We start from the raw sequence: 14,607 nt of genomic DNA, 5'->3' as shown, positions 1-14,607 counted from the left end.
TGCCTATATAGCGCGCAACTTCCCGCGCTACACTGCGCGCCCCCAAATCAGCAGGTCCACCTTGCCCGAAGTCATTTTCCCCGGTCCCGAAGGCCGCCTCGAAGGGCGTTTCGCGCCCGGTCCCCGTCCCCGCGCGCCCGTCGCGATGATCCTGCATCCCCACCCGAACGCGGGCGGCACGATGAACAATCGGATCACGCAGGAACTTTACAAGACCTTCCAGCGCCGCGGCTTCGCCACGCTGCGCTTCAATTTCCGCGGCGTCGGCAAGAGTCAGGGCACGTTCGACAACGGCATCGGCGAATTGTCGGACGCCGCCAGCGCGCTCGACTGGGTCCAGAGCTTTCACCCGGAGGCCTCGACCACCTGGGTCGCCGGCTTCGGATTTGGCGCCTGGATCGGCATGCAGCTGTTGATGCGCCGCCCGGAGATTCGCGGCTTCATCTCGGTCGCCCCGCCCGCCAACATGTTCGACTTCACCTTCCTCGCCCCCTGCCCCTCCTCGGGCATCATCATTCAGGGCGAGAATGACGAGGTCGTCACGCCCGGCGCGGTCCAGAAGCTGGTCGACAAGCTCCGCACCCAGCGCCACATCACGATCGAGCACGACACGATCCCCGGCGCGAACCATTTCTTCGAGCATGAGATGGTCGAGCTGATGGGCAGCGTGGACAAATATCTCGACATGCGGCTGGACCCGAATTCGCCGATTCGTTGATCAGCTCGTTGATCGGATCCACTCCTTTAACCGTCACCCCGGCAAAAGCCGGGGCCCATCTCCAAAGCGGGCAGCAGACACGACGGGTATAATGGCGGATAGGACAGGAGATGGGCCCCGGCTTTCGCCGGGGTGACGACCACTCCTCAAACCGACCAGATCAGCAAATTCCCCAGCAACACCAGCGCCGCGACCAGCATCAGCACCCCCTTCTGCCGCTCGCCCGCACGAAAGGTGCGAACCCCGCCCCACACGAGCGCAAACATCGCCACGACGGCGATGCTCAGCAGGATCGGATTGAGCGACGGATCCGTCATCGCACCAGCCACCGGATCAGAAACCCAATTCCCACGATCACCGCCCCCCCCGCTGCGAAATAGCCGATCGCCCGCGCGTCGCGGCGATAGACCACCATCAAGATCCCGAAGATGATATAGCCCACCGGCCGCAGCACGATGCTGAGCGCCGTCGCCGCAACCGCGCCCACGCGACCGCCCACCATCAGTCCTTCGATCCGAGCACGGCGGCATAGGCTTGCGGGTCGACATTGCCACCCGAGAGAATGATCAGCAGCCCCGGCTTCACTTCGATCTTCCCGGCCAGCAGCGCCGCCAGCGCCACCGCACCGCCGGGCTCGACCACCATGCGCAGCTTCGCCGCCGCCCAGCGCTGCGCCTCGCGGATCTCCGCCTCGCTCACCGCGAGCCCCGTCGCCCCGCGCCGCGACAGCACGTCGAAGGTCAGTGGTGAGACTTCCTTGGTTTGCAGCGCATCACACGCAGTCGGCGGCGGATTGTCTCCCACCGGCTCGATCCAACCCGCCTCCAGGCTGCGGCGCATATCGTCCCAACCCTCCGGCTCGACGACGACGATCTCGGCATCAGGCAAGGCCAGCGCCAGCCCCGCCGCGAGCCCGCCGCCGCCGCACGGCACCACCACCTGCGTCGGATCGGCCAGCTTGGCCTCCACCATCTGGGTCATCGCCTCGATGCCGGCGCTGCCCTGCCCCTCGATGATCCACGGATCGTCGAAGCTCGGCACCAGCACCGCACGCCGGGCATGCGCCAGATGCGCGGCGATCTTCTCGCGGCTCTCGGTCGCGCGGTCGTAGCGGACCACCTCGGCCCCCATCGCCAGCGTCGCCTCCAGCTTTACCGGCGGCGCATCGGCGGGCATCACGATCACCGCCGGCATTCCCAGCTTGCGCGCCGCCCAGGCCACGCCCTGCGCGTGATTGCCCGATGAGAAGGCGACGACGCCCCGCTCACGCGCCTCCCCGTCCAGGGCGGTCAGCCGATGCCACGCCCCGCGTATCTTGAATGCGCCGACGGGCTGGAGCGACTCCGCCTTGAAGCAAACCGGCACTCCATGAATTTTCGAAACAAACAGAGGGGTTTGCGGCAATATGGCGGCGATCTTGGCCGCAGCATCGCGCACGCCGGCGCGGGTGGGGCGTCGCAATATCGTCACGCTTCAACCTCGCCGTGCATTTCCCGACCCCGAATCGCTTTACAGCCGGACTCATCGTCCTTATGTGCCGCCTTCCGCTGCCCCATGGGACTTCCAACCGCAAGGCAGCTTTTCACCGTACGGCGCAAGCCACTTGGAGGTCCCTTGAATTGCACAAGCATCCTAGAGCGTTGGGGCTAGCTATTGCCCCGTCGATCGCCGCACGCGGCATCGACATCGCCAAGCATGGCCCGGTCCAGCCGGTCACGCTGACTCGTCCGCACGCCGCATCGCGTGCCGCCCGCTTCTTCGTGGAGAAGTTTCCGGGTCGCTCGATGTATGCCGTGAAGGCGAACCCCTCCCCGGATCTGCTGCAGATCCTGTGGGAGAGCGGCATCACGCATTATGACGTCGCCTCGATCGCCGAGGTTCGCCTTGTCGCATCGACGCTGCCAGAGGCGACCTGCTGCTTCATGCACCCGGTCAAGGCGGTGGAAGCGATTGCAGAGGCCTATTTCGATCACGGCGTACGCGTGTTCAGTCTCGACAGCCTGGAAGAGCTGGACAAGATTGTCCGCGCCACGGACGGTGCCGAGAATCTCACGCTCTGCGTGCGGCTCCGCGTTTCCTCGGACCATTCGAAGCTCAGCCTCGCGTCGAAGTTCGGCGCAATCCCGGGCGAGACCAAGGAATTGCTCATCGCCACCCGCCAGGTCGCGGATGCGCTCGGCATCTGCTTCCATGTCGGCAGCCAGGCGATGTCGGCCGAGGCCTATGCCAATGCGATGGAGCGCGTCCGCGCAGCGATCGTCGATGCGGGCGTCACCGTCGATGTCGTCGATGTCGGCGGCGGTTTCCCGTCGTCCTATCCCGGCATGGAGCCTCCGCCGCTGGAGCGCTATTTCGCGACCATCCACCGTGCCTTCGAATCGCTGCCGGTCAGCTATTCGTCGGAACTGTGGTGCGAGCCCGGCCGTGCCTTGTGCGCCGAATATAGCTCGATGATCGTACGCGTCGAAAAGCGCCGCGGCGACGAACTCTACATCAACGACGGTGCCTATGGCGCTCTCTTCGATGCGGCGCATATCGGCTGGCGTTTCCCGGTCCAGCTCCTGCGCGAGCCCGATTCGAACGCGCGCGACATGGAGTTCAGCTTCTACGGCCCGACCTGCGACGATCTCGACCATATGGCAGGCCCCTTCCTGCTCCCCGCCGACGTTCGCGCGGGGGACTATATCGAGATCGGCATGCTCGGCGCCTATGGCTCGGCGATGCGCACCGCGTTCAACGGCTTCGGCTCGGACCAGACCGTGATCGTCGACGACGAGCCAATGGTTTCGCTTTATGTCGGCGCCGATGACCAGCGGGCTCTGCCCTCGAACGTCGTCAAGCTGTAGTAATAGTCCTTCATTCCGGCGGAAGCCGGAATCCAGGGTGTTGAAGCTGTTCGCTTTTGGCTCTGGATCCCGGCTTTCGCCGGGATGACGGCGTAAATCGGGGCGGCAACCACCGTCTCCCACGGGTTCCCGCGTCCCCTTTGAATGACGGCGGTTCTTGTGAAGATGAGACTATGACCGACACTCTGGTACCCAACGACAACCGCAAGGCCGAGCTGCTCTCGAAGCAGGTCAAGCATATCGACATCACCAGCTTCGACGCGCGCCCGATCGTCGATGCGATGAGCGACATGAGCTTCACCAGCCGAGATCTCGGCCGCGCGACCAAGATCTACAACGACATGCTGGCGGACAAGGATTGCACCGTCGTCCTCGTCATCGCCGGCAGCACGTCAGCCGGCGGCTGCATGGACCTCTATGCCGAGCTGGTCCGCTCGAACATGGTCGACGTCATCGTCGCCACCGGCGCCACCATCGTCGACATGGATTTCTTCGAAGGCCTCGGTCACAAACATTATCAGGCGCTCGAAGTGCCCGATGACGATACGCTGCGCTCGCTGCTGATCGATCGGATCTACGACACCTATATCGACGAGGAAGAGCTCCAGCACGTCGATCACACGATCTTCGAGATCGCCGAGACGCTCGAGCCCAAGGCCTATAGCTCGCGCGCCTTCATCCGCGAGATGGGCAAGTATCTCGTCGAGCATGGCAAGAAGGACAACAGCCTCGTCAAGCTCGCCTACGAGCATGACGTCCCCATCTTCTGCCCGGCATTCGTGGATAGCTCGGCGGGCTTCGGCCTCGTGAAGCACCAGGTCGATTCGGTGAAGGCCGGCAAGCCGTACATGGTCCTCGACGCCATCGCCGATTTCCGCGAGCTCACCGACATCAAGATCAAGGCCGGCACCACCGGGCTGCTGATGATCGGCGGGGGTGTTCCGAAGAACTTCATCCAGGACACCGTCGTATGCGCCGAGATCCTCGGCCACGACGATGTCGAGGTGCACAAATATGCGATCCAGATCACCGTCGCAGACGTCCGCGACGGCGCCTGCTCCTCCTCGACGCTGCAGGAAGCGGCGAGCTGGGGCAAGGTCAACACCGGCATCGAGCAGATGGTCTTCGCCGAAGCGGGCAGCGTGATGCCGCTGCTGGCCTCGGACGCCTACCACCGCGGCCACTGGAAGGACCGCGCCAAGCGCGCCTGGGCGAAGCTGTTTTACTAAGTCCAACCTCCTTCTCCCCTTGTGGGAGAAGGAAGGGGCCCGCTCGCGTAGCGAGTGGGAAGAATGAGGGGGACTGGGTCTCACTTCCCAGCATCAGGTCGCCCATGCCCCCGGCATGGGCTAAACAGCGCGGGGCGCTGTTTGCCTGATGCTCCTTCCGCCGACTTCGTCGGCTTATTCCCTCTCCCACAAGGGGAGAGGGAATTTGCTTCACCCCTCCCGCGCCGCTTTCGCCATCGCGTTCAACTGCAGCAGCGTGGCATCGAAACGCCCCTCGGCCTCCGCATCGCGCAGGAACTTCACCCGCTCCACCAATATCTCCGCAGGCGTCGGCACCTGGCCGAACAGCGCCATCACCTCCGCCGCAAACTCTTCCAGCGGCTGATAGCCCGGCCGGTTCTCCTGCCCCGGCGTCAGCCCCGTCTGCACCGCCGGCGGCGCCAGCTCGATCACCTCCACCTCACCCTTCAGCAGTTCGCGCAGCGCCACCGTATAGCTGTGGATCGCCGCTTTGGTCGCATTGTAGGTCGGCGTGGTCAGCAGCGGCACATAAGCCAGCCCCGACGTCACGTTGACGATTGCCGCATCCGCCCGGCCGCGCAGATGATCGACCAGCGCATCGATCAGCCGGATCGGCCCGAGCAGGTTTGTCGCGATCGTCGCCTCGGCATCGGCCAGGTCGCGGCGCTGGGTCGCATCCTCGAAGCGCATGATCCCGGCATTGTTGATCAGAACGTTGACCTGCGGATGCGCTGCCAAGAGCCGCTCGGCAAAGTCCGCCACGCCCTCCGCGCTTTCCACATCGAGCGTCATCGCATGCATGTTCGGCCGCCCCGCGCATGCCGCCTCCAGCGCGTCCAGCCGCCGCCCGGCGACGATCACGCTGTTGCCCGCGTCGTGGAAGCGCTGCGCCAGCGCCGCGCCGATCCCCGATCCGCCGCCGGTGATCAGGATGGTGTTGCCTTGAGTCTTCATGATGCGTGTCTCCGGAATGGCTCGTCCGGTACATCTAGGAACCCCTCCGGCATTCGGTGACCCCCCGCCCCCAATTTGCAATCGACCGCGCAGTGGATAAGTCTGGCCCGGAACCGGAGGGGAAAGCCATGCACGCCGAAATCCTGAAACCTGTCGTCCTGCTGATCGCCTGGTCGCTTGTGATGCTTGCCTGGATGATGGCCATCCGCATGCCTGCGCTGAAGAAAGCGGGCATCGATTTGTCCAAGGCGCGCGGCGGTCGCCCCGGCATCCTCGATGGAATGCTGGCCGAGCGCGATCAGTGGCCGGCGCACAATTATATCCACCTGATGGAGCAGCCGACGATCTTCTATGCGGTCGCGCTCACCCTTGCGCTCATCGGCGCGGGCAACGGCGTCAACGCCTGGATCGCCTGGGTCTATGTCGGCCTTCGCATCGCCCACAGCCTCGTCCAGGCGACCTTCAACAAGATCGCGATCCGCTTCACCTTGTTCCTGCTATCGAGCCTGGCCCTGGTCGCGCTGACGCTGCACGCGGCAATGGTAGTGTTCGCGCAATAGCCTCGTTCAGCCGCCCGGCTTCGCCTTCCCGTCGATCAGCACGGCCTGCTGCCATCGGCTGGGCGCCTTGTCGGTGCGGTGGATGCATCCGGCCCAGCAGCAGGGCCGTTTCTTGCCCTCCACCAGCTCTTCGCGGGTCCGCAGGATGCGTCTTTTCCGCGTCGCCGGCTGCTTCGCATCCTCGACCCAGCAGATGAACTCGTTCCGGCCGAGCGGCGTCAGGCTCTCCCACAATGCCAGGATCCCCGGATCGGATCGCAAAGCCGCCTGAAGGTCATCGGCCGCCGCATGGACGGTCCCGTGCGAAAATGCGTGTCCCACGCAAATCTCCTTTATCCGAAGAGCCGAACCAGACTCCGCTCGAGCATCAGCAACTGCCACAGGGTTCGGCCATGTTCGGCCCGCCCGGACTTATGCTCCGCCGCCAGTTTCTCGATCACCGATAGATCGAACCAGCCCGTCCCCGCCAGCACCCGCGATCGCCCTAGCGCCGCCGCCTCGTCGGCCAGCGCCTTGCGGAACCAGGCGCTTACCGGGGTCACGAACCCCATCTTGGGCCGATAGAGTATCTCCTTCGGCAGATAGGGCTCGAGCGCCTTCTTCATCAGCCATTTGCCTTGCCCGGCCTTGATGCGCAGCGACGGCGGCAGCGTCGCCGCGAACTGGACCAGACGATGATCAAGCAACGGCTCGCGCGCCTCCAGGCTCACCGCCATGCTGGTACGATCGACCTTGGTCAGGATGTCGCCGGGCAGCCAATGCTGGATGTCGGCATATTGCGCGCGGTCGAGCCCGTCGCGCGCCGGCGCCCGGCGCATCGCGTCGACATAGCGCTGCTCGGCGCGGTGCCCGCCCAGCGATTTCAGCGCCTCGGCCCGATACAGCCGCTCGCGGAGCGCCGGGTCGGTCACCCCCACCGCCTTGGGATAGGCGAACTCGCCATTCTCGGCGAGCGCCAGCAGCGTGGTCTTGGCGCGGAACGGCCGCGGCGCCCAATCGGCCTTGGGATAAAGCCGCCCCAACGTGCCGAACAGTTTCGCGCGCAGCTCTTCCGGCAGCAGGTTGCGCAACCGCTCTTCGGCGGCGAAGAATTTGTAGCGCCGATAGCCTGCAAACGCCTCGTCCGCGCCGTCGCCCGAAAGCGCCACCGTCACGCTCTGCCGCGCCAGCTCGCACACCCGATAGGTCGGCAGCGCCGATGCATCCGCAAACGGCTCGTCGAACGCTCTCACCAGCGTATCGATCAGCGAGAAATCGTTCGAATCGACGCTTTTCACGCTGTGATCGGCGGCAAAGCGCTGCGCGATCAGAGCGGCATGCGCGGTCTCGTCATGGTCCGCCTCGTCGAAGCCGATCGTGCAGGTCTTCACCGCCGATTTGCTCGCCTCGGCCATCAGGGCGACCACCGCGCTGCTGTCCACCCCGCCCGAGAGGAAGGCGCCCAGCGGCACGTCGGAAATCATCCGCGATCGCACCGCGCGGCGCATATGGTCGATCAGCTCGGCTTCCAGATCGCGCTGCTTGCCGGTCGCGCGCTTGCTGAAGTCCAGATCCCACCAGCGTTTTGGCGCTGGCACCGGCTGGCCGCGCCCGAGCAGCAGAAAATGCCCCGCCGGCAGCTTCTTCACCCCCGCTACCAGCGACGCATCGTCGGGCACATAGCCGAGCCCGAGATAATCCTCGACCGCGCGAAAATCGGGCGAGCGTCGCAGCAGCGGATGCGCGAGCAGCCCCTTGAGCTCGGACGCGAACGCCACCGCGCCGTCCGAAAGCTCGGCATAGAGCAACGGCTTCACCCCGAACCGGTCGCGCGCCAGGAACAGGCTCTGCGCATTGGCATCGTAGAGCGCGAAGGCGAACATCCCGTTCAGCCGCTCGAGCATCCCCGGGCCCCATGCCCGCCAGCCGTGAAGCAGCACTTCGGTATCGCTGTCGGTCTGGAACCGCGCGCCCTTTGCCTCCAACTCGGCGCGCACCTCGCGAAAATTGTAGATTTCGCCGTTGAAGGTGACCGCCACCCCCTGGTCGGGCGTCGCCATCGGCTGGATGCCGCCCTCCAGATCGATGATCGCCAGCCGCCGATGCCCGAGCCCCACGCCGGGCGCGATCCACACCCCTGACCCGTCGGGCCCGCGATGCCACAATGCATCGCGCATCGTGACAATGCGGGCGGGATCGACGGGCTTCGCAATGGCGGGGTAATAAAGCCCCGCAATGCCGCACATCCTAGCGCGTGCCGGCCATGCGGTCGGCGAAGGCGTCGACAGGGCCGAGCACCTTCAGGAAGTCGTCGATCGCGCCGCGCGCGCCCGGTTGCTCGGCCGAGAGCAAGACAGCCACGCCCGCCTGGTTTCCGCCCAGCAATTTGGTCTTCAGAGTCTCGAGCTTCACGCGCCTGTCGCTCCCGGTCAGCATGTCGCCGATGCGGTACCAGCTCACCGTCTCGCGTTCCACCCGTCCCGGCCCGATCATGCGGATCGCATGGCCGCGCGCGTAGGACGGCACGTCCTCGATCCGCACCCAGCGGTCATTCTCGCGGATCGCCCCGATCCCGAAGCCGACCAGTTCCTTGTCCTCATGCTGGCTGGCATAGACCGCCACCGCCAGATCGACCGCCTGTCCGCGTCCATTCGAATAGCGCCCGATCAGCATATGATCCGCGCCCGGAAAATCGGGGCTCCACGGCGCGACCGCGCTTGCCCCCACCCGCTGCCAGCCCGCGACCTGTGGCAGTTCGATGCGTGGCGGCAGCGGCGCCGCGCGCGCCGCGATCAGGCTAGACCAGCCGAGGAACAGGCTCGCCACGGTCAGCGCCAGCAGCCCGGCAATCGGCGCCTCGACCCGGCGCCGCACCGAGGCCTGCAACGCCATCGGATCGAACCAGGCCGCATCGGGATCGCGATCGAACCATTTCCAGCCGATCGCCAGCACGACGGCCATCACCAGAGCGAAGAAAAGCCAGCCGTAGACAATATGGTCCATCCCCGTCGCCTGCTCGACCGAAGTCCACCAAGCCGCATAAACGGTGCCATAGGCCCGCAACCCGTTGGCGAGGATCGGCACCACCAACGCCATCGCCAGGAAAGCCGCGCGCCGCCCCCACGAGACGTAACAGACGTTCGCCACCAGCACGCCGTACGCGATCATCGCGATGACGAACTTCGCGCCCGAGCAGGCCTCGGCCACTTCGAAAAAGCCGTTGGGCGTGGTGATCAGCACCCCGTCCAGCGTCGCAGGTACCCCCGAGAGATGCAGCAGCGGCATCATGATCGCGATCGTGATGTCCTGCAACGGGCCTTCGAGAAAGTCGCCGAACGGCACCAGAAACAGCATGTACGCCAGCGGAAACAGCAGCGCCCGCGAGACGTTCGGCCCGAGCACGGTCACCACGGCGCCCTGCAGCATCAGCACAAGCCCGGCATGGCGGAACAGCGCGACGCTCGACGCATCGCCGAGCAGCCAGCCAAACCCGCCCGCGCCGACCAGCGCCAGCCCCGGCCACCAGCCCTGCGGCGGCACCAGCGCCAGCTCCTGCCGCCGCTGCCACACCAGCCAGCCGATCACCGGCGCGATGAACAGGCAATGCCCGAAGGTGGTGTTGGTCCAATAGATGGTCGCTAGATCGGCGGTGTCGCGGGAGAACAGCAGCAGCAGCGCCGCCCACACCCCGGCCAGGATCGCGGCGTGCCGCTTCCAGCGCGCATCGAAGGCGGTGCCGGCTGGCCTGAAATCGGCCGGGTTCAGCGCCACGGTCATGCCGCGCTCCTTTTCGGGTTCGTCTGCTCGACTGCGGGCAAGTCCATTAGTCCGGCCAGGGGCGCCAGCCGCGCCTCCCAGCTATAGCGGGCAATCACCCGTTCGCGCGCCGCAGCGCCCAGTTCAAAAGCACTACGCGGATCGGACAGCAAGCCGATCACCGCCGCGCCGATCTCTTCGGCCGTCGTGCCGACCGTAATTGTCGCGTCATGGTCGATTCCCTCGGCGGCAGCGGCGGAGGCCACCACCGGCCGCGCCATCGCCATGCCTTCCAATATCTTGTTCTGCACGCCCCGCGCCAGCTTGAGCGGGGCGACGACGACGTCCGCGCGCGCCAGCCAGCCGCGCACGTCACGCACCTCGCCCGTCACGGTCACACCGGGAAGCCTGCCCAGCGCCGTCACCGCATCGGTCGGGTTGCGACCGACGATCACGAAGCGCGCGTCGGCGTGGACCCGCCGGATCTGCGGCAGGATCGCCTCGGCAAACCAGCGCACCGCCTCGATATTGGGCCGATAATCCATCTGCCCGGTGAAGACGATCGCCGCCCCCGTCGCATCCACTGCCTCGAACCGCGTCGCAGGATCGAAATAGTCCGTATCGATGCCATTCTCGATCGCATGGACGCGCGGGGCGCCCGTGCACTCGCGAAACAGATCGGCCTCGGCCCGGCTCACGAACAGGCTCGCATCCGCCCGCGCCGCGACCGCTTTCTCATGCGCCAGCAGCAACCGCGCCTCGCGCCGATAGATCCACGAAATCGGCCAGGCTGCACCCTCGGCATAGGCCGCGAACTTGGCCGAATCCATGTCGACGAAATCCATGATCACCCGCTGGCGGACGTGCCGCGGCAGATATTGCGCCATCTGGCTCGAAAAGAGGAAGACCGTGCCGATCGCATCGCCGGCCAGCGCTTGGGCCACCTGCACCCGCACCGCATCGTCACCGAACGCCGTAAGCGACAGAGGCCGCCCCGAGAGCAGGGCCTCGATGCCCGCGCGCAGCTGCGACTTGCCCCGCCAGACGATCGAGCGGCCCGCGGCACTCTGCGCCACCAGCCCGCTTCGCTCCGCCATATCCTTGGGATCGTCGGCAAAGGCGATCAGCCGGACCCGCTTCCGGGCCGATAGGAACTTCAGCAGGTGGAACCCGCGTATCTTGTCCCCCCGGTCGGGTGGAAAGGGCACGCGGTGCGCCAGGAACAATATGTCGCCCATCAGCCCAGGCCCCGGGCGATCCACGGTCCGACCCGGTTGGCGACGGCCAGCGGCAGCTTGCTCCAGACCGCGACCTGCATCCGGTATTTCGGGTTCAACGGACTCGCATCGCGCGGTGCCGCGCCCTCGGCGGTGCGCTCATAATAAGTCAGCGGCTGCGGCTCGAAGCCCCAATTTTTCTTGAACGCCGCCGCCCCCGTGCCCGTCTTCGAGCGGCCGAAATCGAACCGCTTGCAGCCGCGCGCCCGGGCATGGTGCATCAGTTCGAAATACATCCGGTCGTTGGCGCGCAAGGTCCGCGCAGCCGCGGTGCCGCCGCCCCAATAAGGATAGACCGTGCCCTTCCAGTAGAGGCTCAACACGCTCGCCACCGCCGCGCCGCCGCTCCGCACGGTTAGAATATCGGCCGATTGCCCGAACTCGCGCAGCACTTCGGCAAACAGCCGCCGCGGAAAGACCGGCGTGCCCAGATTGCGGACCGACTCGGCATAGACGGCATAATGCGCCGCCGCATCCTCGGCGCCCGAGCCGATCGACACCGTCAGATCCTGCCCCAACGCCTTGCGCACCTCGGCGCGCTGCTTGCGCGGGATCGCGGCCAGCTCGGCCTCGTCGTCGCTCGCCAGCGGCCGGCTGAAGCCCAGATAATGTTCGGTATCGACCAGCCATTCCGGCCCCGGACGCGGCCCCCCGCGAACCTCCATCGTCGGGCAGTGCAGCCGCTCCGCAAGCTGCCAGGCATGCTTTCCCAGCGCCGCGACTCCGCTGCCATTGTCGGCCAGGATCCCCCCACCCACGCCAAAGCCCGCCGAGACCAGAGCCCGGCCGAACAGCGGCGAATGGATCTCGGTCAGCGGCATCACGCCGACGATCTGGCCGTTGCCGCCCTCGGCCACGAGATAATGGCTGCGCTGCCCACAGCCCCGCGCGACCGCGATGCTCCAGGCGGGCAGATGGAAGGGCGTACCGTCGGCATGATCGTGCACGAACGCACCGATCCGCGCGCGCTCGATCGCATCGTCCAGATCGGCCACGCGCAGCGCCACGGGCCGGGAAAGCATCGGCGCGTTCACTGCAGCCGCGCGGCTTCGCGCGCCGCGATCTGGTCCATCCGGCCCCATTCATGCGTCGCGATCAGCCGCTCCAGCTTGCCCGCCATCGCGCCCAGTCGCGCATAATGGCGTAGCTTCGATTTGAGCGGCGCGCCGGCGACGCGCGGCTGACCGGGATCGATTTCCCAGGGGTGGAAATAGAATATCGCCGGGCGCGCCGCGGCATTCGCGCCGCGCACGGCACGATCCGTCACACGGTTGGGCAGCAGGCGGAAAAAGCCCCCGCCCGTGGTGATCTCGCGGCCCATCACCGCGGCGATCGTGATCGGCAGCTCGACCAGCGGCGCCCCCTCGACCGGGCGAAAGGCCCGTCGTGGCGCATCGGCCCAGCCATAATGGTCGTGACGGATCGGCGCGATGCTCGACGAATAGCAATAGCCCTCTTCGGCCAGCACGATGTGCGCCCATGGCGTCCGGGTGTCGATTGAGAAGCTCGGCGCGCGATAGCCGGTGACCCGGGTCCCGCCGGCATCCTCCAGCGCCGCCTTCGCCGCGGCAAGATCGGCGCGAAACTGCTCCGGGCCCATCGTGAAGACCCGCTGATGGTCCCAGCCGTGGCTGGCGACCTCGTGCCCTGCGTCAGCGATCCGCCGGATCAGCGCGGGATAGCGATCCGCCACCCAGCCGAGGATGAAGAAGGTGCCCTTGACCCCGCTCGCGTCGAACAGGGCCAGCACCCGATCGGTATTCGCCTCGACGCGATGCTCCAGCCCGTCCCAGTCGGACCGTGCGATCGTCGTCTCGAAGGCGCCAACCTGGAACCAGTCCTCGACATCGACGGAAAGGGCGTTGACCAGCATCCGTCAGGCCGCGGTCCCGCGGATCGTCGACAGGTCCGGGCGCCGGCTCATGTCGCCGGTCTCCACCCAATCGACCAGCAGCGTCAGCACGCGGCGCAGCGCCTCGTCCTGCTCCTGCATCTGCTTCTCAAGCATCGCGATGCGCTGACCCAGCGCATCCGCACTTGGCTCGGCTACCTCCTCGGCAACCGGAGCCAGTTCCTCGATATCCACTTCGACCGGCTGTGCTTCTTCCTGCGCGCGAACCACGTCGGTCTCGATGCCGAGCGCCTCGATCTCAGCCTCGGCCCGGATCGGACGCAGCTCGAACGGTTCGCCCGCGGCAACCCGCGGTTCGACCTGGATCGGACGCGGCTCATTGGGCACGATGCGAGGCTCGGCGCGAATCGGGCGCGGCTCGGCGGGCGCGGAAGGCGTCGGCGTGCCCATCGGCAGCGGCGCGATTTCGTCACGCTCGATCCCCTCGATCGCGGACGCTTCCGCCGGGCTTTCGTCGGCCGGTTCTACCACCGGTTCTTCGACCGGGTGCTCGATTGACTCGGCCGTGGCTTCTTCCTGCCTCGGCGCATGCGGAAACGGGCTGTCGACCGCGAGATCGTCGATCACCGCGGCAAGTTCGGCAGCGCCGAAGGTCTCGATCCGCTCGACCGCACCGAACAGCAACACGCGGCTGACGAGCTGGTTTATCTTGCGCGGACTTCCGCCCGACCAGCGATAGATCGCCGTCACCGCGTCGTGGGTGAAGCGCGGTTTGCCGTTCCAGCCCACGCAGGAAAGGCGGTGCATCAGATAGGGTTCGACCTCTGCGGCTTCCATCGGCTCGAGATGATGCATCGCAATCACCCGCTGGCGCAATTGCTCGAGCTTCGGATTGTGCAGCATCGCCCGGAATTCGGGCTGGCCGAGCAGGAATATCTGCAGCAGCGGATAGCCGCCGGCCTGAAAGTTGGAGAGCATCCGCAGCTCCTCCAGGCTTTCGAGCGGCAGCGCCTGCGCCTCGTCGACGATCAACAGCGTGCGGCGGCCGCTGCGCGCAACCGCATGCAGGCCGCGCTCGATGTCGGCGAGCATCGCCGCCTTGGACGCGCCCTTCGGATCGACGTCGAGCCCCGCGCTGACCATCCGCAACAGATCGTCCGCGCCGATCTGCGACGAGACCAGCTTGATCACGTTCAGCCGCTCGACATCGATCTCGCCGAGCAGATGCCCCACCAGCGTCGTCTTGCCGACGCCGGGTTCGCCGGTGATCACCACGAAGCCCTCGCCCTGGCTCAGCCCATAGCCGAGATAGGCCATCGCCTTGCGGTGCGTGGCGGTGTCGAACCAGAAGCGCGGGTCAGGAGTCAGCTGAAACGCGCGCCCGCTCAATCCATAATGATCGTCGTACATTCTCG

General features: G+C 66.3%; 15 protein-coding genes. 4 read left to right on the top strand and 11 right to left on the bottom strand.

Features of this window, described 5'->3' with window-relative positions; genetic code table 11:
- Window positions 1-61 precede the first annotated feature (61 nt).
- A complete protein-coding gene (locus tag OKW87_RS01300; RefSeq protein ID WP_265541632.1) occupies window positions 62-718 on the top strand; it encodes an alpha/beta hydrolase in 657 nt (218 codons plus the stop codon).
- 146 nt (window positions 719-864) lie between these two features.
- Here the strand turns inward: OKW87_RS01300 and OKW87_RS01295 are convergent, their stop codons facing one another.
- From OKW87_RS01295 to OKW87_RS01285, 3 genes are read right to left on the bottom strand one after another with little or no spacing between them, the layout of a single operon-like run.
- On the bottom strand, window positions 865-1,035 hold the full coding sequence (locus OKW87_RS01295; protein ID WP_265541631.1) for a hypothetical protein: 171 nt from the start codon (window positions 1,033-1,035) through the stop codon (window positions 865-867).
- Window positions 1,032-1,220: a hypothetical protein gene (locus OKW87_RS01290; protein WP_265541629.1), complete on the bottom strand. Its 189-nt coding sequence runs from the start codon at window positions 1,218-1,220 to the stop codon at window positions 1,032-1,034. The genes OKW87_RS01295 and OKW87_RS01290 overlap by 4 nt, the downstream gene beginning before the upstream one ends.
- Entirely contained in the window at window positions 1,220-2,188 is a 969-nt protein-coding gene (locus tag OKW87_RS01285) for a threonine ammonia-lyase (RefSeq protein ID WP_265541627.1), read from the bottom strand. The genes OKW87_RS01290 and OKW87_RS01285 overlap by 1 nt, the downstream gene beginning before the upstream one ends.
- A gap of 149 nt (window positions 2,189-2,337) precedes the next feature.
- Between OKW87_RS01285 and OKW87_RS01280 the strand changes: the two genes are divergently transcribed.
- Window positions 2,338-3,564 carry a type III PLP-dependent enzyme gene (locus OKW87_RS01280; protein ID WP_265541625.1) on the top strand — a complete coding sequence of 409 codons (1,227 nt, stop codon included), beginning with the start codon at window positions 2,338-2,340 and terminating at the stop codon, window positions 3,562-3,564.
- A gap of 173 nt (window positions 3,565-3,737) precedes the next feature.
- Window positions 3,738-4,793: a 1,9-bis(guanidino)-5-aza-nonane synthase gene (locus tag OKW87_RS01275; RefSeq protein WP_265541624.1), complete on the top strand. Its 1,056-nt coding sequence runs from the start codon at window positions 3,738-3,740 to the stop codon at window positions 4,791-4,793.
- Between the two features lie 210 nt (window positions 4,794-5,003).
- Here OKW87_RS01275 and OKW87_RS01270 read toward each other — a convergent pair whose 3' ends face one another.
- Entirely contained in the window at window positions 5,004-5,768 is a 765-nt protein-coding gene (locus tag OKW87_RS01270) for an SDR family oxidoreductase (protein WP_265541622.1), read from the bottom strand.
- Window positions 5,769-5,896: 128 nt separating this feature from the next.
- Between OKW87_RS01270 and OKW87_RS01265 the strand changes: the two genes are divergently transcribed.
- The gene (locus OKW87_RS01265) at window positions 5,897-6,328 is read left to right on the top strand and encodes an MAPEG family protein (protein ID WP_265541620.1); all 432 of its coding nucleotides are present in this window, start codon (window positions 5,897-5,899) and stop codon (window positions 6,326-6,328) included.
- Between the two features lie 6 nt (window positions 6,329-6,334).
- On the opposite strand, the gene OKW87_RS01260 is transcribed toward OKW87_RS01265, so the two are convergent.
- Genes OKW87_RS01260 through OKW87_RS01230 form a run of 7 tightly spaced genes read right to left on the bottom strand, consistent with a single transcriptional unit; the run spans window position 6,335 to window position 14,602 of the window.
- Window positions 6,335-6,649 carry a YdeI/OmpD-associated family protein gene (locus tag OKW87_RS01260; protein WP_265541618.1) on the bottom strand — a complete coding sequence of 105 codons (315 nt, stop codon included), beginning with the start codon at window positions 6,647-6,649 and terminating at the stop codon, window positions 6,335-6,337.
- An 11-nt stretch (window positions 6,650-6,660) separates the two neighbouring features.
- Window positions 6,661-8,553 (bottom strand): XrtA/PEP-CTERM system amidotransferase, encoded by a 1,893-nt coding sequence (locus OKW87_RS01255; RefSeq protein ID WP_265541616.1) that lies wholly within the window; start codon window positions 8,551-8,553, stop codon window positions 6,661-6,663.
- Between the two features lies 1 nt (window position 8,554).
- Complete coding sequence (gene xrtA / locus OKW87_RS01250; RefSeq protein WP_265541615.1) at window positions 8,555-10,084, bottom strand: exosortase A; 1,530 nt, start codon at window positions 10,082-10,084, stop codon at window positions 8,555-8,557.
- Window positions 10,081-11,301, bottom strand: coding sequence for a TIGR03087 family PEP-CTERM/XrtA system glycosyltransferase (locus tag OKW87_RS01245; protein WP_265544186.1), 1,221 nt, complete (start codon window positions 11,299-11,301; stop codon window positions 10,081-10,083). The genes xrtA and OKW87_RS01245 overlap by 4 nt, the downstream gene beginning before the upstream one ends.
- Entirely contained in the window at window positions 11,301-12,362 is a 1,062-nt protein-coding gene (locus OKW87_RS01240; RefSeq protein ID WP_265541613.1) for a FemAB family XrtA/PEP-CTERM system-associated protein, read from the bottom strand. The genes OKW87_RS01245 and OKW87_RS01240 overlap by 1 nt, the downstream gene beginning before the upstream one ends.
- Window positions 12,363-12,370: 8 nt before the next feature.
- The gene (locus OKW87_RS01235; protein WP_265541611.1) at window positions 12,371-13,213 is read right to left on the bottom strand and encodes an XrtA system polysaccharide deacetylase; all 843 of its coding nucleotides are present in this window, start codon (window positions 13,211-13,213) and stop codon (window positions 12,371-12,373) included.
- Between the two features lie 3 nt (window positions 13,214-13,216).
- The gene (locus OKW87_RS01230) at window positions 13,217-14,602 is read right to left on the bottom strand and encodes an ExeA family protein (protein ID WP_265541609.1); all 1,386 of its coding nucleotides are present in this window, start codon (window positions 14,600-14,602) and stop codon (window positions 13,217-13,219) included.
- Window positions 14,603-14,607 lie beyond the last annotated feature (5 nt).

The sequence above is a fragment of the Sphingomonas sp. M1-B02 genome (assembly GCF_026167525.1).
Taxonomy (GTDB): domain Bacteria; phylum Pseudomonadota; class Alphaproteobacteria; order Sphingomonadales; family Sphingomonadaceae; genus Sphingomonas.
This window is presented reverse-complemented; position numbering and strand designations above follow the sequence as displayed.

Excerpts from the sequence above, each read along its gene's own strand:
- OKW87_RS01265 (WP_265541620.1), top strand. The coding sequence starts at position 5,897 with ATGCACGCCGAAATCCTGAAACCTGTCGTCCTGCTGATCGCCTGGTCG.
- OKW87_RS01255 (WP_265541616.1), bottom strand. The coding sequence starts at position 8,553 with ATGTGCGGCATTGCGGGGCTTTATTACCCCGCCATTGCGAAGCCCGTC.
- OKW87_RS01235 (WP_265541611.1), bottom strand. The coding sequence starts at position 13,213 with ATGCTGGTCAACGCCCTTTCCGTCGATGTCGAGGACTGGTTCCAGGTT.
- OKW87_RS01230 (WP_265541609.1), bottom strand. The coding sequence starts at position 14,602 with ATGTACGACGATCATTATGGATTGAGCGGGCGCGCGTTTCAGCTGACT.
- OKW87_RS01275 (WP_265541624.1), top strand. The coding sequence starts at position 3,738 with ATGACCGACACTCTGGTACCCAACGACAACCGCAAGGCCGAGCTGCTC.
- OKW87_RS01240 (WP_265541613.1), bottom strand. The coding sequence starts at position 12,362 with ATGCTTTCCCGGCCCGTGGCGCTGCGCGTGGCCGATCTGGACGATGCG.
- xrtA (WP_265541615.1), bottom strand. The coding sequence starts at position 10,084 with ATGACCGTGGCGCTGAACCCGGCCGATTTCAGGCCAGCCGGCACCGCC.
- OKW87_RS01245 (WP_265544186.1), bottom strand. The coding sequence starts at position 11,301 with ATGGGCGACATATTGTTCCTGGCGCACCGCGTGCCCTTTCCACCCGAC.
- OKW87_RS01270 (WP_265541622.1), bottom strand. The coding sequence starts at position 5,768 with ATGAAGACTCAAGGCAACACCATCCTGATCACCGGCGGCGGATCGGGG.
- OKW87_RS01290 (WP_265541629.1), bottom strand. The coding sequence starts at position 1,220 with ATGGTGGGCGGTCGCGTGGGCGCGGTTGCGGCGACGGCGCTCAGCATC.
- OKW87_RS01295 (WP_265541631.1), bottom strand. The coding sequence starts at position 1,035 with ATGACGGATCCGTCGCTCAATCCGATCCTGCTGAGCATCGCCGTCGTG.